Origin of the sequence: Teichococcus oryzae, from assembly GCF_008386565.1 — a bacterium.
In the GTDB taxonomy this organism is placed as follows: Bacteria; Pseudomonadota; Alphaproteobacteria; order Acetobacterales; family Acetobacteraceae; genus Pseudoroseomonas; species Pseudoroseomonas oryzae.
On sequence record NZ_VUKA01000001.1, the window covers coordinates 816,272 to 838,496 of the forward strand.

A 22,225-nucleotide genomic window follows, 5' to 3' on the forward strand; every position below is an offset into this window, starting at 1 on the left:
GAAAGATCAGGACGCTACTTGGGCTGGCTTCGCAGATGCGCCACCAGGGCCATCAGGCGGCGGTTGCGCCAGTCGGTGCGTTCCTGCAGTTGATCGGTCGGCAACACCTCGCGCCGTTCCTTCTCGGCGCCGCGGATCGCCGCGTCCGACCAGGGGCGGGGATTGGCGCGGGAGACGGCGATGTTGTGGTAGAGCGGCGCCAGCCGGGCCGAATAATCCGCGATGCCGCCCGGCGCGTTGAGGTCGATGGTTTCGAACGGTCCCATGAAGGCCCAGCGCAGGCCGAGGCCCTGGCTCACCGTCAGGTCGATATCGGCGGCGGAGGCGAGCCCGGCCTCGTACAGCGCCCAGGCCTCGTTCAACAGCGCGCCTTGCAGGCGGTTGAGGATGAAGCCCTCGATCTCCGCCTTCACCACGATCGGCGCCTGGCCCCATTCCTCCATGGCTGCGCGCAGGGCGGGCAGGATGGCGGGATCGGTCCAGGGCGCCGGCACCAGCTCCACCAGCGGCACCAGGTGCGGCGGGTTCACCGGATGGGCAATCAGGAAGCGCGACCTGTTGCGCAGCGCCTCGGTGAAGGCGGATGCCGGAATGCCGGAGGAGGAGGAGCCGCAGATCGCCTCCGGCCGCATCGCCGCGTCGATTTCGGCGCAGACCGCCTGCTTCACCTCGACCCGTTCCAGCACGGATTCCTGGATATAATCGGCCGGGCCCACCGCCTCGGCCAGGGTGTCGCAGACGGTGATGCGGGACAACGGTTCCTCCACATCCTGCACCAGGCCGGCGCCCTGCATGTCCAGCAGCATCTGCCGGATGCGGGCGGGCGCGCGGGCGCGCAGCGCCGCATCGCCATCGAAGATGCGCACGGTGGCGCCGGCGCGGGCGAAAACCAGCGCCCAGCCGGAGCCAACCAGCCCGGAGCCGACAATGGCCACGGTGTTCAGCTTGTGCATGCTCATCGGCAGATCTCCTTGAACGGAAGGGACGGCACGGGCCTGGTGGTGCCGCGCTCCATGAGTTGCCCGGGAAGGCGCAGGATGCAGCCGGCCTCCGCCCCGGCGGCCGGCCTGCCGCGCACCCAGGCCAGCGTCTTCTCGACCATGGCCTCCAGCGGCTGGCGCACCGTGCTCAGGTCATGCGCCGGCCAGGCGGCCATGGGAATGTCGTCGAAGCCGGCGATGGCGAGATCCTCCGGCACGCGCAGGCCGAATTCGTGCCGTGCCGTGTCGAGGGCGCCGAGGGCCATGATGTCGCCGGCGCAGAACAGCCCGTCGGGCCGGTCGGGCCCCCGAAGGAGGCGGCGGGCCGCGTCCTGGCCGCCGGCATAGGTGAAGGCGCCGCCCGGCTCCTCCCGCACCGTCAGGCCGCCGGCCGTGCAGTGGCCGATGAAGCCGTCGCGGCGCTCGCGGTGGGTGGAGGTGCCTTCGAGCCCGCCAATGAAGCCCGGGCGTCGCATGCCACCGGCGATCATATGCGCCGCCAGTGCCGCGGCGCCGCCCTGGTTGTCGCAAACGACGCCGCGCGCATCCGGCGCGTCCGGGACGCGGTTGAAGAACAACAGCGGCACGCCGGCGGCGGAGCAGGTGGCGGTGGCCTCGGTGGTCAGGTCGGTGGCCAGAACAACCGCATATTCGGGCCGATAGGACAGCAGCAGCCGGATCGCCGCATCCACGGTTCCGCCGGGCTCGGCCACGACCAGCATGGTGTTGAAGCCCGCGGCCTGCAGCGCGGCGGTCAGCAGGGCCAGCGCCTGCGGGTAGAAGGGGTTGTGTAGATCCGCCACCAGCACGCCCACGATGCCGGTGCGGCCGGTGATCATGCTGCGCGCGAGGGCATCCGGCTGGTAGCCCCGTTCCCGCGCCAGGCGCAGCACGGCCTCCCGCGTCGCCACGGCAATATCGGCTTCCGGGTGGAAGGCACGGGCGACCGTGGCCACCGACATGCCAAGCTCGCGCGCCAGATCCTTGATGGTGATGCGTTGGGACGGCCTAGGAGGCATGGCTTCCCACGGCCGCGACCGGGGCGCTGCCCATGGCCATGACGTTCTCCTGAAAATAGCTCCGAACGAGTCTTCTTGTTGACTGAGAACGTTCTCGGGATTGGCTGTCCTGTCAATCCCAGGGGTATGACAGCTTCGTGATAAGGGTGCGACAGGACGGCCATCCACCTTAGCTAGGATCCGCGGAGCGAAAACCCCTCGCGACCTGTTGGAGCAGAGCATGACAGCCAAACCACCGAGGCCAACATGGCGCTGGGACAGCTTGGCCGGTCGGCTCGCCATTCCGGGCCTGGCAATCGGCCTGGCCACGACGCTTGGCACCCTGGTCTGGTCGGTGCAGCAACCGATGCCGCATCTGCCGACCCTGGCCAGCGAGAAGCAGAGCGAGCAACAGAACCAGAAGCAGCCGCAAGGAAGGCCGCTGCCCCAGCAGCCGCCTGTTCTGGCCGAAGCCGCCCCCGCACCGGAAAGCGAAACGGCCGCCTTGCTGGCCGAGGTCGAGGAATTGCTGCGTCAGGCCGATGCCATGCAGGCGGCATTGGATCGGCTGGATCAGGGACGCCCGGCCTGGCCGGACAGCGAGGCCCTTGCCTCGGTCGCCGCCCAGCTGGCGCCGGCGGCGACGCTGCCCGCCGTGACGGCGCTGCTGCCCCCGCCGGACGCCCTGGCCGCCTTGCCCGCGCCCACCGCCATGACACCGCAGCCGCCTCAGCTTGCCGCCACCTTGCCGGCCCCGCCGGAGACCCTTCAGGCCCAGCCACCGCCTAGGGCCCTGGCGGCGATGCTTCCGCCGGCACCCCTGGTCACGGCGGAAGCGCCAATCGAGGCGACCCGCCCCACCGCTCCGCCGCGCATGGCTGCCGCGGTCCCTTCGCGCGCGCCGGCCCGTGCCGCCGCGCGGCCGCTTCCGGCCAGGGTGCAGCCCGTGGCTATGGGGGGGCCGCTGCAACGACGCTGCCGCGCGATCATTCTCAGGGCGCAGCTTGGGGAGGAGCCATCGCGTGCCGAACATGATTTTCTGCAGGAAGGGTGCCGCTGAGGTCCTGCCCCGCCGGGCCCTGATGGTTCTGGGCGGCCTGGGGGTGTTGTCTGCCTGCGCGGTCCCGCCAATGACACGGCAGGGCAACACGTTGCCGATGCGCGTTCCAGGCGCGCCAACCCCGCCAACAACCGCGCAAAGCCTGGACGCGGCGGTTCGGGACATGACGGTGGCGCTGTTCGACCGGGCGCGGATCGATCCGCCGGGGCCGTCCGACCGCTATGATCTGGTGATCGACCCGCTGATCGACCGCGCCACCGGAAGCCAGACAGCCGCTACGCGCGGCATGGAACAGCGCATGGCCGCCATTGTGCGGGAGCGCTATCCCGATTTCGAGCTGCGGCCGTTCAGCAGCGCCAGCCTGGCGCGGAAGCCGATCATCCTGCTGGGCGCCATCACGCCCGTGGCGGGGGAGGGCATCATCCCGCCCAGCCGCGAGCCGCGCCCCGGCGTTTACCGGATCTGGGCGGTGCTGGGCGATTTGCGCAGCGGCCAGGTGGTGTCGCACGAAACCGCCTGGGTGCAGGCGGGCGCGGTTGACGCGGCTCCGACCGGTTTCTTCCGCGACAGCCCCGCCTGGGCGGCCGAAACCATCACAACCGCCTATCTGCAGACCTGCGCCGGCAATCCTGGCGATCCCATCGACCCACGCTACCTGGAAGCGCTGCAAGCCCAGGCCCTGATCGCGGATGGCATCCGCGCCTATGAGGAAGGCGAGCCGCAACAGGCCCTTTCCTTTTACCAGGCGGCGCTGCGGGAGCCGGATGGCGAGCAACTGAAGGCGCGCAACGGCATCTATCTCAGCAACCGCGCCCTGGGCCGGGCCGAGGCGGCCGAGCAGGCCTTTGGCGATGTGGTGGACCACGGCCTGGATCGTGGCCTGCTGGCGGTGAAGTTCCTGTTCCGCCCGGGCACCACGAGCTTCTGGCCGAACCCCGAGATCAGCGGCGACTATCCCATGTGGCTGCGGCAGATCGCGCGCCGGAGCGCGCCGCGCGACATTTGCCTGGGGATCACCGGCCATGCCAGCCCGACCGGCAGCCCGGCCTGGAACCAGCGCCTGTCCCTCGGCCGGGCGCAATCGGTCCGCCAGGCGCTGATGGCCGAGGAAGCGTCGCTGGCCCTGCGGACCGACGCGGAAGGGGCGGGAGCGGCGGCGCCGCTGGTCGGCACCGGCACCGACGACCTGACGGATGCGCTGGACCGGCGGGTGGAATTCGCCGTCGAGGCCTGTCCCCTGCCGCGGACCGCCTCGCTGCGCTGAGGCCCCGGGCTCAGCCCGGGTTGCGCAGGGCGGTGGCACTGGGCAGCGGGGCGTCCTCCAGCAGGACGCGGCCATCTTCCAGCCGCAGCGTTCCCGCCGCCAGCCAGGCCAGGGCGGCGGGATAAAGGCGGTGTTCCTCAGCCAGCACGCGCGCGGCCAGGGCTTCGGCCGTGTCGCCCGGCAGCACCGGCACGGCGGCCTGCGCCACGATCGGGCCTTCATCCACGCCGGGCGTCACCAGATGCACGGTGCAGCCATGCAGCCGCACCCCGGCGGCCAGGGCGCGCTCATGCGTGTCGAGCCCGGGGAAGGCGGGCAGCAGGGAAGGATGGATGTTCAGCATCCGCCCCGACCAGCGGGCGGTGAAGCCCTCCGTCAGCACGCGCATGAAGCCGGCCAGCGCGATCAGCCCGATGCCATGCGCCGCCAGTTCTTTTTCCATCGCCGCCTCGAAGGCAGCGCGGTCCTTGCCGAAGGGGCGCGATTCCACCACCGCCGTCGCGATGCCGGCCTCCGCCGCGTGGAGGAGCCCGGCCGCGTCGGCGCGGTTCGACAGCACCAGCGCGATCTCCGCCGGAAAGGCGGGATCGGCGGCGGCGGCGAGCAGGGCGCGCATGTTGCTGCCCCGCCCCGAGATCAGGATGGCGGTGCGTCGCCGCAGGCTCATGCGGCCGGCCAGCCCGGCGAAAGGTTCTCGACCCGCACCTCGGGCACGGCGCCTTCCGCGCCAGCCTCGATGCGGCCGAGGCGGAACACCGTCTCGCCATGTTCCGACAGCAGCGCGGCAGCGGCATCCGCGTCGGCGTCCTTGACCACCACGCACATGCCGATGCCGCAGTTGAACACCCGCAGCATCTCCTCCGCCGCGATGTTGCCGCTGCGGGCCAGCCAGCCGAAGACCGGCGGCAGGGTCCAGGCGCCGGCATCCAGCACGGCGATGCTGCCCGCCGGCAGCACGCGCGGCAGGTTGCCGGGCAGGCCGCCGCCGGTGATGTGCGCCGCCGCCTTCACCAGCCCGGCGCGGTGCAGCGCCAGCACCGACTTCACATAGATCCGCGTCGGCGCCAGCAGCGCCTGGCCCAGCGTCTGCCCGGCGGCGCCAAAGGGCGCCGGGCCGGCGATGTCCTGCCCGGCGGCCTCCAGCACCCGGCGCACCAGGGAGAAGCCGTTGGAATGCACGCCGGAGGAGGCCAGGCCCAGCACCACGTCGCCGGCGCCGACATCCGGCTTCGGCAGCAGCCCATCGCGCTCGGCGGCACCGACGGAGAAGCCGGCGAGGTCGTAATCATCCTTGCTGTACATGCCCGGCATCTCGGCCGTTTCGCCGCCCACGAGGGCGCAGCCGGCGAGCTTGCAGCCCTCGGCGATGCCGGCGACCACGGAGCGCGCCTGTTCCAGCCGCAACTTGCCGGTGGCGAAATAGTCGAGGAAGAACAGCGGCTCCGCGCCCTGCACGACAAGATCGTTGACGCACATCGCAACCAGGTCGATGCCCACCGCGTCATGCATCCCGGTGTCGATCGCGAGCCGGAGCTTGGTGCCGACGCCATCCGTGGAGGACACCAGCACCGGGTCCGTGTAGCCGGCGGCCTTCAGGTCGAACAGCGCGCCGAAGCCGCCAAGGGAGCCCATGCTGCCGCTGCGGCTCGTGGCGCGGGCCAGCGGCTTGATGGCATCGACAAGGGCGTCTCCGGTTTCGATGTCAACGCCGGCGTCGCGGTAGGTGAGACTGGTCATCAGGGGGCCCAATCGGCTATGCGCAAAAGACCCGGGCGCAAGTGTTTCGCGGGGCCGGGTGTCCAAGGGGGCGGAATGCAACATTTTCGGCGTCTCGCCGCAACCATTGTCGTGGGAAGCCTGGTCGGCCTGGGCAGCGGGGCAGGGATGATGGCGCCGGCGATGGCGCAGGCCCTGCCGCCGCTGGGCGATGCCATGGTCCCGGATGCAGCGTCCAGCAGCTACACCCAGCGAGGCGTGCCCGCCGAGGCGACGGCGGCGAATGCGGTGATCGCCCGCACCCGCGCCATCGCCTCCGCCCAGCGCATTGCCTATGAGCGCATGGCCACCGAGCTCGGGCTGCCCAAGGGGCTGAGCGATTCGCAGATCGACGGCATGGTGTCCTCCATCATCGTGGAGGAGGAGCGCACCAGCCGCACCGGCTACAATGGCCGGCTGACCGTCAACTTCAGTCCGGATCGCCTGCCGGGCGCCGGCCGTGGCGTCGCCGGCGCCGCCCCCGCCTTGCGGCCGGGCGATGCCGCGGCCCCGCCGGTCATGCCGCGCCAGCCCGCCACGGGCTTCATCCAGGCCGAGGTGCGCTACAGCGGCCTGCGCGAATGGCTGGAGGTCCGCCGCCGGCTCGCCGCCAGCCCGGAGATCGCCTCCTTCGATGTGGAGGCGATCGCGGTGGATGGCGCGCGGCTGCGGCTCGGCCTGCGGCAGGACCCGCAGGCGGCGGCCCAGGCTCTGCCGGCCAGCGGATTGTCCATGGCGCCCGGGCTGGCGCCGCGGGCCGCGCCGGCACCGGTTCCGGGCCGGCTGGCGCCGCCGGTTCCCTGGGGCGCCCCGGCGCCGGCCGCCCCGGTTTCCGCCGCGCCGTCCGAGGCCGGTCCTGGCTCCGGCCCTGTTCCCGGCCCCTGGCAACTCGGGCTGACGGGTGGCGTCTGAGGGGGTCACGGCGGGCGGCATGCTGCGCCTGATCCCCAACGCCATCACCCTGGCGCGGCTTTGCGCGGTGCCGGCCACGGTCTGGCTGATCCTGCATGACAGCCTGGACCTCGCCTTTTTCCTGTTCGCCGCCGCCGGCCTGTCCGATGCGCTGGATGGCTGGCTGGCGCGGCGGTGGAACGCCCAGTCGCCCCTGGGCGCGATGCTGGATCCCGTGGCCGACAAGGCCTTGCTGGTTTGCAGCTACCTTTGCCTCGGCTGGCGGGACGTCCTGCCGGACTGGCTGGCCATTCTGGTGGTGTTCCGCGACGTGGTGATCGTGGGCGGCGTGGGGCTGCTGGCGGTGCTGGGCCAGCCGCCGCGCATGGCGCCCTCCATGCTGTCCAAGTGCAACACGGTGGCGCAGATCCTGCTGGCCGCCCTGGCCCTGGCGACAGCCGGCTTCGGCCTGCCGGATGCCGGGCTGCTCGGGCTGCTGATCGTGGTTGTGGCGGTCACCACGACCCTGTCGGGCCTGGCCTATTTCGCCCAGGCCCTGCGGCGGGGGGCGGCGCCGTGACCATGCCGACGGCGCCCTCCGGCAGCCATGATCCCCTGCTGCCCGCCACCCGGACCGCGGCGCCGCCGATCGCGGCGCCCGCCCGGCCGGTGCGGCCACCTGGCCCGCCGCCGCGCACCGCCACGCGGGGTCAGCGCATCGCACTGGTGCTGGGCCTGCTGGCCGCAATCCTGTTTCTGCTCTGGCTGTTCTCGGCGATCCTGACGCCCTTCGTGCTGGCGGCCTGCGTCGCCTATTTCCTGGACCCGGTGGCGACGCGGCTGCAGCGCCTCGGCCTGCCGCGCGGGTTGGGCTCGCTGCTGCTGATCACCACGCTGATGGCCCTGGCGCTGCTGGCGCTGCTGCTGCTCTACCCGCTGATCATTTCCCAGGTCGGCACGCTGCTGGCGCGGCTGCCCAGCTACATCGCCGGCGTCGGCGCCGCGATGCAGGAGGCGGTGCAGGCGCTGGAGCAGCGCTTCGGCCCGGAGGTGCTCGACACCCGCCTGCGCGACCTCGCCGTCAGCCAGCTCGGCGCCATACTGAGCTTCCTCGGCACGGCGGCGACGCGGCTGATCGGCGGCGGCTATGCGCTGTTCTCCGTCTTCACCCTGGTTGTGGTGACGCCGGTGGTGGCCTTCTACCTGCTGCGCGACTGGCCCAGCATCATGCTCCGCATAGAACGCTGCCTGCCGCGCCGCTATGCCGCCACGCTGCGGCAGCTGGCGCGTGATACCGACCGGGTGCTGTCCGCCTGGCTGCGCGGTCAGCTGCTGTGCTGCGCGCTGCTTGCCGTGTATTACGCGTTCGGGCTTTCGGCCGTCGGGCTGGAGCTGGGCCTGATCGTCGGCCTGACCTCCGGGCTGCTTTCCTTTATCCCCTATGTCGGCTCGATGACCGGGCTGGGCACGGCGCTGCTGCTGGCGGTGGGCCAGTTCGGCACCTGGAGCGGGGTGGCGATGGTGGCGGCGGTGTTCGTGACCGGGCAGGTGGTGGAAGGCTACATCATCTATCCCCGGCTGCTGGGCGACCGGGTGGAACTGCACGCCGTCTGGGTGATCTTCGCGCTGTTCGCCGGCGGCGTCGCCTTCGGCTTCCTGGGTGTGCTGCTGGCGGTGCCCATGGCGGCGGCCATCGGCGTGCTGGCCCGCTACTGGCTGCGCCGCTATCTGGAGAGCCCCCTCTACCTCGACCCGCCACGGACGGGTGAGTAGAAGGGAGGCCATGCCTGCCGGCACCACCCAGCTCGTCCTGCCGCTCGACCTTCCCGTGATGTTCCGGGGCGAGGTGCTGCCCGACCGCTCCAATGCCGAGGCGCGGACATGGCTGGCGCGGGTGGAGGAATGGCCGGTCGGCCGCCTCGCGCTGTTCGGGCCGGAAGGGGTGGGCAAGTCCCACCTGTTGCAGCGCCAGGCCGAGGCGCATGGCTGGCGCATGCTGTCCGGCCCCGCCCTGCGCGGCGTGCCGGAGCCGGCGCCCACCGCCCTGGACGATGCCGACGCGGTGGCTGAGGAAGCGGCGCTATTCCACCTGATCAATGCCTGCGCCGCGCAGCGCCTGCCGCTGCTGCTGGCCGGACGCGCGCCGCCCTCCCGCTGGCCGGTGCGCTTGCCGGATCTGCAAAGCCGGCTGCGGGCCACCACGGCCGTGGGCATCGCCGAGCCTTCGGACGCGCTGCTCGCCACCCTGCTGGCCCGCCACTTCGCCGAGCGCCAGCTGCGGGTGCCGGAAGCGGTGCAGGAATGGCTGCTCGCCCGGCTGCCGCGGGAAGCGGCGGCGGTGGCCATCGCCGCCGTCCGCCTGGACCGCGCCGCCCTGGCCGCGGGCGGGGCCGTGACCCGTGCCCTGGCGCGTGCCGCCCTGGCCGATTGGCCCGGTTTCCAGGGCTTTGATGACGTTTCAATGGAACCCGCCGAGCTTTCCTCGCCCGGTGCGCCGGCCTTGCTATAAGCTGCGGCCATGGACACTGACGCTCCGGCCGCCATCAGCCGCGGCACCGCCCCCGCTTCCGCCCGCACCGGCGCGGCGGCCGAGCCCATGCCGGCGCGCGGGCAGGAGCCTGCCCCCGCCATCGCGATGAACGCCCCGGAGCGCTTCATCAACCGTGAACTATCCTGGCTCGATTTCAATGCCCGCGTGCTGGAGGAGGCGGCCAACCCGAACCACCCGCTGCTGGAGCGGCTGCGCTTCGTGGCGATTTCCGCCTCCAACCTGGACGAGTTCTATTCCGTCCGCGTCGCCGGGCTGGTGGGGCAGGAGCGGGCGGGCATCCAGCCTTCCTCGCCGGACGGGCTGACGCCGGGCCAGCAGCTTTCCGCCATCCATGCCCGCGCCGCCGCGCTGATCGACGAGCAGCAGGCCACCTGGCGCAGCCTGCGCACCCAGATGCGGGAAGCGGGGCTGATCGTCTGCGGCCTCGACGAACTCGCCGAGATGGACCGTGCCTGGCTCGAATCCTACTTCCTGGAGCGCATCTTCCCGGTGCTGACGCCGCTGGCGGTGGACCCAGCGCATCCATTCCCCTTCATCAGCAACCTCGCGCTCTGCATGGTGCTGAAGCTGGTGCGGGAGGAGGATGGCGGCACCATGCGCGCCCTGCTGCCCCTGCCGTCGCAGATCGAGCGCTTCATCCGCCTGCCGGCCGCCGAGGACGCGCCGCAGATCACCCCCGGCACCGGCCCGATCCGCTTCCTGCGCCTGGAAGACCTGATCACCCTGTTCCTGCCCCGCCTGTTCCCCGGCTACATCAATGCGGAGCAGGGGATGTTCCGGCTGATCCGCGACACGGATGTGGAATTCGAGGAGGAAGCGGAGGACCTCGTCCGCTCCTATGAAAGCGCCTTGAAGCGCCGCCGCCGCGGCCGCGCGATCCAGCTTTCGGTGGAAGCCAACATGGCCGCCGACCTGGTGGATTTCGTGGTGGAGGAGCTGGATGCCCCACGTGCCGAGATCTTCGTGGTGGAAGGGCTGCTCGGCCTCGCCGACCTGAAGAAGCTGATCGTCGATGACCGGCCCGACCTGCTGTTCACGCCCTACACGCCGCGCTTCCCCGAGCGCATCCTGGATTTTGGCGGCGATTGCTTCGCCGCGATCCGCGCCAAGGACATCGTCGTCCACCACCCCTACGAATCCTTCGACGTGGTGGTGCAGTTCCTGCGGCAGGCGGCGCGCGACCCCAGCGTGGTCGCGATCAAGCAGACCCTCTACCGCACCAGCCGCGACAGCCCGATCGCCCGCGCGCTGATCGAGGCGTCGGAGCTCGGCAAGTCGGTCACCGCCATGGTGGAGCTGAAGGCGCGCTTCGACGAGGAGCGCAACATCGCCCTGGCGCGCGAGCTGGAGGCGGCGGGCGTCCAGGTCGTCTATGGCTTCGTGGATCTGAAGACCCACGCCAAGGTGTCTCTGGTGGTGCGGCGGGAAGCGGGCTCGCTGCGCTCCTACGCGCATTTCGGCACCGGCAACTACCATCCCGTCACCGCCCGCATCTATACCGACCTCAGCTACTTCACCGCCGAGCCCGCCCTGACGCGGGATGCGCAGAAGCTGTTTAACTACATGACCGGCTATGCCCGGCCGGAGGCGATGGACAAGCTGGCCTTTTCCCCGCTGACCATCCGCCCGGCGCTGCTCAGCCTGATCGAGGCCGAGATCGCCCATGCCCAGGAAGGCCGCGCGGGCGGCATCTGGCTGAAGATGAACTCCCTGGTCGACGAGGCGCTGATCGATGCGCTGTACCGGGCCAGCCAAGCCGGCGTGAAGGTGGACTGCGTGGTGCGCGGCATCTGCTGCCTGCGCCCCGGTGTGCCCGGCCTTTCGGACCACATCCGGGTGAAGTCCATCGTCGGGCGCTTCCTGGAGCATTCGCGCATCTACATCTTCGGCAATGGCCACCGGCTGCCGTCGCGGCGGGCGCGGGTGTTCATCTCCTCCGCGGACTGGATGGCCCGCAACATGGACTGGCGGGTCGAGACCATGGTGCCGGTGGAGAACGCCACGGTCCACGCGCAGATCCTGGACCAGATCATGGTCACCAACCTGAAGGACACGGCGCAGTCCTGGCAGCTGCGGCCCGATGGTTCCTGGCGCCGGCTGCCGACGGGCTCGCAACCAATTTCGGCGCACGAGTATTTCATGACCAATCCGTCGCTGTCCGGCCGCGGCAGCGCGCTGAAGCGGAGCAACGCCACGGTTCGCCGCCGCCAGGACCGCGTGGCGCAGGACTGATCCGTCTACCACAGGGAACATCACCATCTTGGACATCAATGCCCCCGCCTCCGCGGCCGATCTGTCCCATCCGCGGCGCAGCGGCATCGTGGATCTGGGTTCCAACTCGGTTCGCCTGGTGGTGTTCGAAGGTTCCGGCCGCAATCCGCTGGCCATCTTCAACGAGAAGGCGGTCCTTGGCCTCGGGCGCGGGCTGCAGAACACCGGCAAGCTGAACGAGCAGGCGGTGCCGCAGGCCCTGACGGTGCTGGAACGCTACGCCGCCGTGGCGCGCGGCATGGGCGTCGCGCCGTTGGAAGTGCTGGCCACCGCCGCCGTGCGCGACGCGGAGAATGGTCCGGCCTTTGCCGCCGCCATCGCCGAGCGCATGCCGGGCGTGCCGATCCGGATCCTGAAAGGGGAGGAGGAGGCGTCGCTGTCCGCCGATGGCGTGCTGCTGGGCTTCCCCGAGGCGGATGGCATCCTGGGTGATCTCGGTGGCGGGTCGCTGGAGGTGGTGGAACTGACGCAGGGGCGGCCTGGCGCCACCGCCTCCCTGTCGCTGGGCGCTATCCGGCTGGCCGACAAGGCGGCTGGCGATGTCGGCAGGGCCCGCGGCATCGCCGAGGCGGAGATGGCGAAGCAGCCCTGGCTGGCGCATGGCAAGGATCGCGACCTGTATCTGGTTGGCGGCGCCTGGCGCGCGATCGCCAAGATCCACATCGCCCAGACGGCCTACCCGCTGTCCATCGTTCATCATTACGTGATGCCGCGGGAGGAGGTCCGCGATCTTTGCGGGGTGCTGACGGCCGCCACCCGCCGCACGCTGGAACGACTGCCCGGCGCCCCCTCCAAGCGCCTGCAGGACCTGCCTTTCGCCGCCGTGGCGCTGCGCCGCCTGCTGCGCGCCACCGGTGCCCGCCGCGTGGTGTTCAGCGCCAACGGGTTGCGGGAAGGCTGGTACGCCCGGCACCTCGATGCTGCCGTGCGGGCCGAGGACCCGCTGCTGGCGGCGGGGCGGGAGATGGCCCTGCGCTTCGCCCGCGACCCGGCGATGCCGGCGGTGCTGGCTGCCTGGACCGCGCCGATCTTCGCGGGCGAGACGCAGGCCAGCGCGGCGCTGCGGCACGCGGCCTGCTGGCTTTCCGACATCGGCAGCCATGACCACCCGGATTACCGTGCCGAGCAAAGCTTCCTGCGCGTCCTGCGGCAGCCCGGCATCGGCCTCGACCACCATGAGCGCGCCTTTCTCGCCCTCGCCGTGGCGCTGCGTTACGAGCCGGAGCTGGACGCCGCCTGGCTGGGCACCGCGCGCGCCCTGCTGGACAGTGGATCGCAGCGGCGGGCGGAGATGCTGGGGGCGGCGCTGCGGCTGGCCTACACCCTGTCGGGCGGCACGCCGACGCTGCTGCGCGATACCGAGCTGCAGCTCGGCGCAGACAGGCTGACCTTGCGGCTGGTGGAAGGCGGCGGCCTGTTCGCCGGCGACAGCGTGCAGCGCCGGGTGGAGGCGCTGGCCGCCGTTCTGGGCCTTGCCGCCACGGTGGAGGTCGCTCCCGAAGCGGCGCGCTGAAGCGGCTTCCGCGCGAAGGAAGCCGCCCCGGACCTCCCGCCCGGGCCTCAGCCCGGGATCAGCTTCACCTTCCGGCCCTCGACGCCCAGCGCCAGCCGGCCATTCTTCAGCGCCAGGGCGGATTGCCCGAACACCTGCCGGCGCCAGCCATGCAGCGCCGGGACGGACGGCTCCGATTCGCTCGCCAGCCGCTCCAGCTCGTCGGAGCTGGCGATGAGGCGCGGCGCCACATGGTGTTCCTCGGCCTTGGCGGCCAGCAGCACCTTCAGCAGGGCGATCAGCGCGGGGGAGGCGGGCGTGCCCTGGTTGAGCGCCTGGCGCGGCGGCTCCGGCAGGTCCGACTCCGGCAATTCGCGCGCGGTGGCCAGCGCGGCCAGCAGGCCGGCACCGGCCTTGCCCTCGGCGAAGCCCTTGGTGATGCCCCGGGCGCGGGAAAGCTCGGCGGCGGTGGCGGGCTGCGTCGCCGCGATCTCCAGCAGCGTCTCATCCCGCACCAGGCGCTGGCGGGGAATGTTGACGCGCTGCGCTTCCCGTTCCCGCCAGGCGGCGGCGGCGCGGATGGCGGCGAGGTAGCGGCGGTTGGCGGTGCGCGGCTTCAGCCGCTCCCAGGCGGTTTCCGGGTCCTGGCGATAGGTGGCCGGGTCCATCAGCTCGGCCATTTCCTCGGCCACCCAGGACAGGCGGCCATCCTGCGTCAGCCGTTCCACCAGCGCGGTGTAGACGCGGCGCAGATGGGTCACGTCGGCAGCGGCATAGGCGACCTGCGCCGCGGAAAGCGGCCGCGCCGACCAGTCGCTGAAGCGGTGCGCCTTGTCGATCGAGGCGCCGGCCAGGCCGCGCACCAGGCTGTCATAGGAAGCCTGGTCCCCGAAGCCGGCCACCATGGCCGCCACCTGGGTGTCGAACAGCGGGCGTGGCGGTGCGCCGAAGCGCAGGATGCAGATTTCCACATCCTGGCGGGCGGCGTGGAACACTTTGGTCACCGCCGGGTCGGCGAACAGTTCCCCAAGCGGAGCAAGGTCGATCCCCTCCGCCTGGGCGTCGATCACGGCGACGTCCTCCCGCCCGCCGAGCTGCACCACGCACAGCTCCGGCCAATAGGTCTTTTCCCGCATGAATTCGGTGTCGACCGTGACGAAGGGCTCGGCGCGCAGGCGGGCGCACAGTTCGGCAAGCGCCTCGGTGGTGGTGATCAGGACCGGGTCGGCGTCCTGGGCCTGGTTGCGTCGGCTCATGCGGAAGGGTTTAGCGAAGCCGCGCTGCGCCGCAAAGTGCGGCGGTTCCGCCGCTTTCCTGGCCTCCCTTGGGGGTTTCCCTTGACAGCGGCGGGTCTGGCGCCCCTTCTGCGGCCCTTTCCGTCCGAGCCTCGGGGTTGAACTGATCCATGCACGCCTACCGCACCCACACCTGCGGCGCGCTGCGCGCCAGCGACGCGGGGCAGACCGCCCGCCTTTCCGGCTGGGTGCACCGCAAGCGCGACCATGGTGGCCTGTTGTTCATCGATCTGCGCGATCATTACGGCATCACGCAATGCGTCTTTCCCGCCGGTTCGGAGGTGTTCGCCCAGGCTGATGCAATCCGTCCCGAAAGCGTGATCACCGTCACCGGCGAGGTCGTGGCGCGCGAGGGGGCCACGGTGAACGACAAGCTGCCCACCGGCGCCATCGAGCTGCGGGTGAAGGCGCTGGAGGTGCAGTCTCACGCCGATGTGCTGCCGATCCAGGTGGCGGGTGAGCAGGAATTCCCCGAGGATTTGCGGCTCCGCTACCGCTTCCTGGACCTGCGGCGCGAGAAGCAGCACCGCAACATCATGCTGCGCGCGGGCGTCATCGCCTCCATCCGCCGCCGCATGATCGAGCAGGGCTTCACCGAGTTCCAGACGCCGATCCTGACGGCCTCCTCCCCCGAGGGCGCGCGCGACTTCCTGGTGCCGTCGCGCAACCACCCCGGTACCTTCTACGCCCTGCCGCAGGCGCCGCAGCAGTTCAAGCAGCTGGCCATGGTGGCGGGCTTCGACCGCTACTTCCAGATCGCCCCCTGCTTCCGCGACGAGGCCAGCCGCGCCGACCGCTCGCCCGGCGAGTTCTACCAGCTCGACTTCGAGATGAGCTTCGTCACCCAGGAAGACGTCTTCGCGGCGATCGAGCCGGTGATGGAAGGCGTGTTCAACGAGTTCGGCAATGGCCGCAAGGTGACGCCGGCCCCGTTCCCGCGCATCGCCTATGACACGGCGATGCTGGAATACGGCTCGGACAAGCCGGACCTGCGGAACCCGCTGAAGATCACGGATGTGACGGAAGCCTTCCGCGATTCCGGCTTCGGGCTGTTCTCCAAGGTGGTGGCCTCGGGTGGCATCGTCCGCGCCATTCCGGCGCCGGGCGCGGCGGGCAACCCGCGCGGCTTCTTCGACAAGCTGAACGAATGGGCCCGCGCCGAGGGCGCCGGCGGCCTGGGCTATATCCAGTTCGCCGCCGAGGGGCCCAAGGGCCCCATCGCCAAGAACCTGGAGGCCGAGCGCGTCGAGGCCATCCGGAGCGCCTGCAACCTCCAGCCGGGCGATGCGGTCTTCTTCGCCGCCGGCAAGAAGGACGAGACGCCGAAATTCGCCGGCAAGGTCCGCACCAAGCTGGGCGAGGAGCTGGGGCTGATCGAGCAGGGCGAGTTCCGCTTCTGCTGGATCGTCGATTTCCCGATGTACGAGCTGAACGAGGAAACCAAGCAGGTCGATTTCAGCCACAACCCCTTCTCCATGCCGCAGGGTGGGCTGGAGGCGCTGAACTCCATGGACCCGCTGGAGATCAAGGCCTTCCAGTACGACATCGTTTGCAACGGCATCGAGCTGTCTTCCGGCGCCATCCGCAACCACCGCCCGGACATCATGATCCGCGCCTTCGAGATCGCGGGCTACACGGCGCAGGATGTCGAGGAGCGCTTCGGCGGCATGCTGAACGCCTTCCGCTACGGCGCGCCGCCGCATGGCGGCTCGGCCCCCGGCATCGACCGCATGGTGATGCTGCTGGCCGATGAGCCCAACATCCGCGAGGTCATCCTGTTCCCGCTGAACCAGCAGGGGCAGGACCTGATGATGGGCGCCCCGGCGGCCGTGGAGCCCGCGCGGCTTAAAGAACTGTCCATCAGGCTGGATCTGCCGCCGGCCAAGGGTGCCGCGGCGCCGAAATCTTCCTAAGTCAAGGTCGGCAGGCGCGGCGGGCAATCCGGCCCGCGCGCGCCAAGCCTTTCCAGGAAAAGGACCCTGCGATGCGCCTGCGCGACACCATGACCGGAAGCCGGGCGGCGGGCCCCCGGGCAGCAGGAGCCTGGGCAGCGCTGTCGCTGGCGGCGGCGCTGGCCCTCGGCCAGGCGGCCTCGCCGGCCCGGGCCGCGCAGCCCGCCGCCCTTCCGGCCGCAAATGCGCAGGTGTCTCCGCAATCGATGGTGTCGCACCGCGCCGCCTACAAGCTGAACCTCGACCGGGTGCGGCAGGGTGGCGAGGTGATCGGCGCCGAGGGCGCAATGCTGTTCGAGGTGCTTGATGCCTGCGACGGCTGGACCACCCGCCAGCGCCTGCAGCTGACCGTGGCGGACCGCGCGGGCTCGCTGGTGGAAACCGCCTCCGATTATTCCACCTGGGAAAGCAAGGATGGCAAGCGCCTGCGCTTCACCCTGACGCAAACGGCGCAGGGCGCGGTGACCCAGCGCATCAGCGGCGAGGCGGAGCTGAAGGGCGAGGGACAGGATGGCGTTGTCCGCTACGAGGCGCCGGCGCAGGCGCAGGTGGCGCTGCAGCCCGGAACGCTTCTGCCCATGGCCCACACCATCCGTTCCCTGGAAATGGCGCGCACCGGCAAGCGCCTGCTGGTGTCGCCCCTGTTCGATGGCACCAGCGAGGATGGCGCGCAGGACAGCACCACCGTGCTGTCCGGCTGGACCGAGCCCCGGCCCGAGGCACGCTTTCCTTTGCTGGCCAACCAGGGCAGCGCCCGCATGCGCATCGCCTTCTTCAACCAGGGCGCGGCGGGCAGCGCGGGCGCGGCCGCGCCGGAATATGAGGTCGGGCTCCGCTATTACGCCAATGGCGTGGCCGACGAGATGAACATGGATTTCGGGGATTTCGCGGTAAATGCCGTGCTGCAAAGCCTCGATTCGCTGCCGGGCGGCTGCTGAGGCGGGAGGGCCGCCACGCGGGCGGCCCAGGCATCAATTCGTGGGCGTCAGTTCGCGTCGTTCAGGGTTTCATGCACCCCCGCCGCGCCACGCTGCCAATAGCCGGCGGCGCGCAGCCAGCGCGGATCGGCGCCTTTTCTTTCCACCAGCGCCTGCCTCAGCGCCCGGGTAACCCCGGATTCGCACGCCACCCAGGCCTGGAACTCGCCGGGCGGAAATGGCGTGTCCTCCAGCGCGGCCAGCAGCGCCGCCGCATCGCCGGCCGGCGCGGGATGGCGGTGGACCCAACGGACGGTCACCTCGGCGGCGCTCTGCAAGGCGATCTCGTCTTCCTTTCCATCCACCTCGGCGATCACCACGGCATGGTGGCCCGTGGGCAGCTCCTCCAGCCGCCGCGCAATGGCGGGCAGGGCGGTGTCGTCGCCTACCAGCAGGTGCCAGTCGAAGGCCAGGGGCAGCATCAGGGAGCCTCGCGGCCCGCCCATCAGCAGGGGCTGGCCCGGTGCGGCCTGCTGCGCCCAGGCCGTGGCGGGGCCGGCCTCGTGAAGCGCGAAGTCGATCTGCAAGGTGTTGGCCGCCGCGTCGTGGCGGCGGGGCGTGTAGTCGCGCGCCGCCGGCCGGTCCGGACGGGGGAACAGGATCCCGTCCGGCCCCTGCACCGGCAGCACCGAGGCATCCTGGCCGGGCAGGGGGAAGAACAGCTTGACGTGGTCGCCGAAGCCGGGGCTCGCGAAGCCGCGCAGATCCTCCCCGCCCAGCGTCACGCGCAGCATGTGCGGCGTCAGCCGTTCCGTGGCCAGCACGGTGAGGCGCCGGAGGCGCGTTTGATGCCGCAACCGTTGAGGCAGGCGGTCGTTTCGGGCAACGGGCTGGATCATCGGGGCACCAGGAAATTAAGATTCATTCGCAATTGTGCCGCGCGATAAACCCTTGCCGCGGCGTCGGCAAGCGGCGGATGGCGCCGTTCTGCCCTGCCGCGCGGACACTGGCGTGAGGCGCCCCGCCGGGGCATCCTGCCATCCGCCCGCCCGGCCCGCGGTCCGGCGGCGAAAGCCTGGCATCCGGCGGGTGCAGCGGCCCCCGGGGGCCCGGAAGATGGAGCAAGCACACCATGCGAATCCTGCTGGTGGAAGATGACGCCGAGGTCGGCCGCTTCGTGCGGAAGGGCCTTCAGGAAGCGGGCCACACGGTGGAGCACGCGCAGAACGGCCGTGACGGATTGTTCATGGCCGCCAGCGAGGGCTTCGACCTCCTGGTGCTGGACCGGATGCTGCCGGGGGGCGTGGATGGCGTCCGGCTGGTGGAAACGCTGCGCACCCAGGGCAACCACACGCCTGTGCTGTTCCTGTCGGCCCTGGCGGGGGTGGATGAGCGCGTGAAGGGCCTGAAGGCCGGCGGCGACGACTACCTGGTGAAGCCTTTCGCCTTCGCCGAGCTGCTGGCGCGGGTCGAGGCCCTGGGCCGCCGCCCGGCGGTGGATGCTCCCGCCACCCGGCTGCGTGTCGCCGATCTTGAGCTGGATCTGTTGTCCCGCACCGTGACGCGGGGTGGCCGGAAGATCGACATCCAGCCGCGCGAATTCCGCCTGCTGGAGCATCTGATGCGCCATGCCGGGCAGGTCGTCACCCGCACCATGCTGCTGGAGAAGGTGTGGGACTACCATTTCGACCCGCAGACCAACGTCATCGACGTGCATGTTTCCCGCCTGCGGCAGAAGCTGGACAAGGGCTTCGACAAGCCGCTGATCCACACGGTCCGCAATGCCGGCTACATGATCCGGGGCGAGGCCTGAGCAACGCCGCCATGCCGCATTCCCGGCTGCGCCGGCAGCATCCCGGGCCGGTCTGGCGGCTGTTCTCCTCCGCCGGCTTCCGTTTCGCGGCGCTGTTCGCGGCCGTGTTCCTGCTCGCCGCCCTGGCCTTCGGCAGCGTGCTGTGGTGGGGCACGGCGGGCGCCCTGGAACGCCAGACCGATGCCGCTATCCGGGCCGATGTGCATGCGCTGACCGATCGCTGGCGCGATGGCGGCGCCCCCTCCGTGGCGGAGGCGATCGAGGAGCGCCTGGCCGTCGATGCCGAGGGCCAGACGCTGTATCTCCTGCAGGATGCCGATGGTGCGCGGCAGGCGGGCAACCTGGCCGAGCTGCCGCGCCGGGACGGCAATTCCGCCTGGCACAGCGTCACGCTCAGCCATGAGGATGGCCCGCCGGGCGAAGGCCGGCTGATGGTGGTGGAACTGCCGGATGGCGGCCGCCTGGGCGTCGGGCGGGAAGTGGGCGAGAAGCAGCAGCTTCGGGATTTGCTGACCGAGGGCCTGGCCTGGGCCACCGGCGCCGCGCTGGTGTGCGCCATCATCGGCGCCTGGCTTATGCGCCGGGCGCTGGAGCGGCGGCTGGCCGCGGCGTCCGGCACGGCGGCGCAGATCGCCGGCGGCGACCTTTCGCCCCGCGTGCCGCTGTCGCCGCATGATGACGAGTTCGACCGGCTGGGTGCCAGCATGAACACCATGCTGGACCGCATCGCCCAGCTGATGGATGGGGTGCGCGGCGTGTCCGACGCCATTGCCCATGACCTTCGCCACCCCATCGCCCGCGCCCGCAACGGCCTGGAGGAGGCGCTGCTGGACGAGGCCAATGATCCGGCGGCGCTCCGCAGCGCCATCGAGCGCGGTATCACCGACCTCGACAATGTCAGCCGCGTCTTCCAGGCCGTGCTGCGCATCGCCGAGGTGGAGCATGGCGCCCGCCGCGCCGCCTTCGCGCCGCTCGACCTCGCCCTGCTGCTGGCCGACGCGGCGGAACTCTACGGCGCCTCGGCCGAGGCGCATGGCCAGGTGCTGGAAACCGAATGGCCGGAAAGCCTGCCCCTGGTTGGCGACCGGGACCTGCTGCTGCAGGTGCTGGCCAACCTGCTGGATAACGCGGTGAAGTTCAGCCCGCCGGGCGCCGTGATCCGCGTTTCGGCGGCGCAGGAGGAGGACGCGGTCCTGGTGCGGGTGGCGGATCAGGGGCCGGGCCTGTCCGTTCCTGATCGCGCCCGGGTAGGGGAACGCTTCTTCCGGGCCGATGCCGCACGCACCACGCCGGGCTCAGGGCTGGGGCTGTCGCTGGTGCGGGCAGTGGTGCAGATGCATGGCGGGGCGTTGTGGTTCGCCGATGCCGGCGGGCCGCCGGACCATCCCGGCCTTGCCGTGCTGCTCCGCCTGCCGGTGTCGGCGGGAACGGAAAAGCCGGCGGCATGACCCAGGCTTCATCCCCCGACCATGGGCGCGCAGGGGTCACCGCGCCAGATTGTGCCGCATGGATCTGCTGCGGCGAGATGTCGTGCTGTTGCTTCTTCTGGCCATGCCGGCCTCGGCGCAGGAGGTTCGCGTGCTGCCACTTGGCGAGGCCGAATGCGTGGAATTGTCGGCCCGCCTGGCGCGCAACGCGCGGGCCTGGCGGGACCCGGCGCGTGGCCTGGCCGCGGAAGGGCGAAGGCTGTGCCGGGACGGCTATTTCCGTGCCGGCGTGGCCAAGCTGCGCCGCGCCGTGCGGGCCACGCAGGGCGGCGCCGACACGGCCCGGCCCTGAGGCTTTTCCTGGATGGCCGGCATGAGCGCACCCGGCGCGCCGGTTTCCCATCCCGCGACGCCTGTCGGATGGCGTGTGCCCCTGGCCGGGGCGGGCACGCTGTCGGCCGGGATCGGCCTGGCGCGCTTCGCCTATGTGCCGCTGTTTCCGGCGCTGGTATCCGCCGGCTGGGTGGACGGGGCGGGGGCGGGGCTGCTTGGCGCCTGCAACTTCGCCGGCTACCTGCTGGGGGCGATGGGAGGCCGCAGCCTGGGCCGGCGAACCGGCGTGCCGCTGGCCCTGGATCTGGGCATGGCGCTGGTGGTGTTGTCCTTTCTGGCCTGCGCCCTGCCTTGGGGCCTGGGCTGGATGGCGGGCTGGCGGGCCCTGGCCGGGCTGGCCGGCGGGCTGATGATGGCCCTGGCCGGCCCTGCGGTGCAGGCGGTCGTGCCGGCCGGGCGCCGCGCCGCCGCGAGCGGGCTGGTGATCTCCGGCGTGGGCTCCGGCACCGTGCTGGGCGCCCTGGCGGTGCCGTTCCTGCTGCCGGCCGGCGTGGCGATGGCCTGGCTGGGCCTGGCCGCGCTGGCGGCGCTGATCTGGCTGGCGCTGCGGCGGAACTGGCCGGACCCGCCGGCGGAGATGATGCGCCTGCCGCGCGGGCTGCGCGTGCCGCGCGCCGCCGCGATGCTGGTGGCCTATGGCTTGTCCGGCGCCGGCATGGTGGCGCCCATGGTGTATCTGGCGGATTTCGCGGTGCGCGGGCATGGCCTGGCGCCGCCGCTGGACGCGCTGCCCTGGGTGCTGTTCGGGCTGGGGGGCGTGGCCGGCACCCTGACGGGCGGCCGGGTCGCCGGGCGGCTTGGCGGGCGGCGGGCGATGCTGATCTGGCTGCTGGTGCAGGTCCTGGCCCTGGCCACGAGCCTGCTGCCGGGCTGGGCGAGCATGTTGCTGGCGGCGCCGATCTGCGGCTTCGCGGGGGTCGGCGTGTCGGCCGTGGCCCTGACGGTGGCACGGGAACAGGCGGGCATCGCCGCCGGCCTGCTCTGGGTGCGGGCCACGATCATCTATGCCGCCGCCCAGGCCCTGGGCGGCTTCGGCCTCGCGGCGCTGTTCCGCGCCACGGGGGAGCAGCATCTGGCGGTGTTCTCCGCCGCCCTGGCCTTGTCGGTGCTGGCCTTCCTGGCCGCGGCAGCGATGCGGCCCATCCCGCCCGGCGGGGCGGGCTGAG

At 71.4% G+C, this 22,225-nt stretch carries 20 protein-coding genes; 14 read left to right on the forward strand and 6 right to left on the reverse strand.

Features of this window, described 5'->3' with window-relative positions; all coding sequences use genetic code 11:
* Window positions 1-14: 14 nt before the first annotated feature.
* Both F0Q34_RS03780 and F0Q34_RS03785 read right to left on the reverse strand, forming a co-directional pair.
* A complete protein-coding gene (locus F0Q34_RS03780; RefSeq protein ID WP_241665302.1) occupies window positions 15-959 on the reverse strand; it encodes a 3-hydroxyacyl-CoA dehydrogenase in 945 nt (314 codons plus the stop codon).
* A complete protein-coding gene (locus tag F0Q34_RS03785) occupies window positions 956-1,999 on the reverse strand; it encodes a LacI family DNA-binding transcriptional regulator (protein WP_161600769.1) in 1,044 nt (347 codons plus the stop codon). Before F0Q34_RS03785 ends, F0Q34_RS03780 begins: the two co-directional genes overlap by 4 nt.
* Window positions 2,000-2,261: 262 nt before the next feature.
* Here F0Q34_RS03785 and F0Q34_RS03790 point away from each other — a divergent pair, with 262 nt between their 5' ends.
* Both F0Q34_RS03790 and F0Q34_RS03795 read left to right on the forward strand, forming a co-directional pair.
* The gene (locus tag F0Q34_RS03790) at window positions 2,262-3,038 is read left to right on the forward strand and encodes a hypothetical protein (protein ID WP_149810774.1); all 777 of its coding nucleotides are present in this window, start codon (window positions 2,262-2,264) and stop codon (window positions 3,036-3,038) included.
* 97 nt (window positions 3,039-3,135) lie between these two features.
* Window positions 3,136-4,302, forward strand: coding sequence for an OmpA family protein (locus F0Q34_RS03795; protein WP_161600770.1), 1,167 nt, complete (start codon window positions 3,136-3,138; stop codon window positions 4,300-4,302).
* 10 nt (window positions 4,303-4,312) lie between these two features.
* Here F0Q34_RS03795 and purN read toward each other — a convergent pair whose 3' ends face one another.
* Window positions 4,313-4,969, reverse strand: a complete 657-nt coding sequence (purN, locus tag F0Q34_RS03800; protein WP_149810776.1) for a phosphoribosylglycinamide formyltransferase — start codon at window positions 4,967-4,969, stop codon at window positions 4,313-4,315.
* Entirely contained in the window at window positions 4,966-6,039 is a 1,074-nt protein-coding gene (gene purM / locus F0Q34_RS03805) for a phosphoribosylformylglycinamidine cyclo-ligase (RefSeq protein WP_149810777.1), read from the reverse strand. Before purM ends, purN begins: the two co-directional genes overlap by 4 nt.
* Window positions 6,040-6,114: 75 nt before the next feature.
* Between purM and F0Q34_RS03810 the strand changes: the two genes are divergently transcribed.
* The 6 genes from F0Q34_RS03810 to F0Q34_RS03835 are packed head-to-tail and all read left to right on the forward strand — an operon-like array spanning window position 6,115 to window position 13,283.
* Complete coding sequence (locus tag F0Q34_RS03810; RefSeq protein WP_149810778.1) at window positions 6,115-6,969, forward strand: hypothetical protein; 855 nt, start codon at window positions 6,115-6,117, stop codon at window positions 6,967-6,969.
* A 19-nt stretch (window positions 6,970-6,988) separates the two neighbouring features.
* Window positions 6,989-7,528: a CDP-alcohol phosphatidyltransferase family protein gene (locus F0Q34_RS03815; protein ID WP_149810779.1), complete on the forward strand. Its 540-nt coding sequence runs from the start codon at window positions 6,989-6,991 to the stop codon at window positions 7,526-7,528.
* A gap of 2 nt (window positions 7,529-7,530) precedes the next feature.
* Window positions 7,531-8,721: an AI-2E family transporter gene (locus tag F0Q34_RS03820; RefSeq protein WP_149811256.1), complete on the forward strand. Its 1,191-nt coding sequence runs from the start codon at window positions 7,531-7,533 to the stop codon at window positions 8,719-8,721.
* 10 nt (window positions 8,722-8,731) lie between these two features.
* Window positions 8,732-9,457, forward strand: coding sequence for a P-loop NTPase family protein (locus tag F0Q34_RS03825; RefSeq protein WP_149810780.1), 726 nt, complete (start codon window positions 8,732-8,734; stop codon window positions 9,455-9,457).
* Window positions 9,458-9,466: 9 nt separating this feature from the next.
* A complete protein-coding gene (locus tag F0Q34_RS03830; protein WP_174241972.1) occupies window positions 9,467-11,731 on the forward strand; it encodes an RNA degradosome polyphosphate kinase in 2,265 nt (754 codons plus the stop codon).
* Window positions 11,732-11,759: 28 nt separating this feature from the next.
* Window positions 11,760-13,283: a Ppx/GppA family phosphatase gene (locus F0Q34_RS03835; RefSeq protein WP_241665303.1), complete on the forward strand. Its 1,524-nt coding sequence runs from the start codon at window positions 11,760-11,762 to the stop codon at window positions 13,281-13,283.
* A gap of 47 nt (window positions 13,284-13,330) precedes the next feature.
* Here the strand turns inward: F0Q34_RS03835 and rnd are convergent, their stop codons facing one another.
* A complete protein-coding gene (gene rnd / locus F0Q34_RS03840; RefSeq protein ID WP_149810781.1) occupies window positions 13,331-14,518 on the reverse strand; it encodes a ribonuclease D in 1,188 nt (395 codons plus the stop codon).
* Window positions 14,519-14,667: 149 nt separating this feature from the next.
* On the opposite strand from rnd, the gene aspS reads away from it, so the two are divergent.
* The gene (aspS, locus tag F0Q34_RS03845) at window positions 14,668-16,470 is read left to right on the forward strand and encodes an aspartate--tRNA ligase (RefSeq protein ID WP_149810782.1); all 1,803 of its coding nucleotides are present in this window, start codon (window positions 14,668-14,670) and stop codon (window positions 16,468-16,470) included.
* A gap of 71 nt (window positions 16,471-16,541) precedes the next feature.
* Window positions 16,542-17,447: an EipB family protein gene (locus F0Q34_RS03850; protein WP_241665304.1), complete on the forward strand. Its 906-nt coding sequence runs from the start codon at window positions 16,542-16,544 to the stop codon at window positions 17,445-17,447.
* A 47-nt stretch (window positions 17,448-17,494) separates the two neighbouring features.
* On the opposite strand, the gene F0Q34_RS03855 is transcribed toward F0Q34_RS03850, so the two are convergent.
* Window positions 17,495-18,325, reverse strand: coding sequence for a siderophore-interacting protein (locus F0Q34_RS03855; protein WP_149810783.1), 831 nt, complete (start codon window positions 18,323-18,325; stop codon window positions 17,495-17,497).
* Between the two features lie 233 nt (window positions 18,326-18,558).
* On the opposite strand from F0Q34_RS03855, the gene F0Q34_RS03860 reads away from it, so the two are divergent.
* The 4 genes from F0Q34_RS03860 to F0Q34_RS03875 are packed head-to-tail and all read left to right on the forward strand — an operon-like array spanning window position 18,559 to window position 22,224.
* Window positions 18,559-19,239 (forward strand): winged helix-turn-helix domain-containing protein, encoded by a 681-nt coding sequence (locus tag F0Q34_RS03860; RefSeq protein WP_149810784.1) that lies wholly within the window; start codon window positions 18,559-18,561, stop codon window positions 19,237-19,239.
* 11 nt (window positions 19,240-19,250) lie between these two features.
* Entirely contained in the window at window positions 19,251-20,687 is a 1,437-nt protein-coding gene (locus F0Q34_RS03865; protein ID WP_149810785.1) for a sensor histidine kinase, read from the forward strand.
* A 58-nt stretch (window positions 20,688-20,745) separates the two neighbouring features.
* Complete coding sequence (locus F0Q34_RS03870; protein WP_149810786.1) at window positions 20,746-21,018, forward strand: hypothetical protein; 273 nt, start codon at window positions 20,746-20,748, stop codon at window positions 21,016-21,018.
* A gap of 21 nt (window positions 21,019-21,039) precedes the next feature.
* Window positions 21,040-22,224, forward strand: coding sequence for a YbfB/YjiJ family MFS transporter (locus tag F0Q34_RS03875; RefSeq protein ID WP_161600771.1), 1,185 nt, complete (start codon window positions 21,040-21,042; stop codon window positions 22,222-22,224).
* Window position 22,225 lies beyond the last annotated feature (1 nt).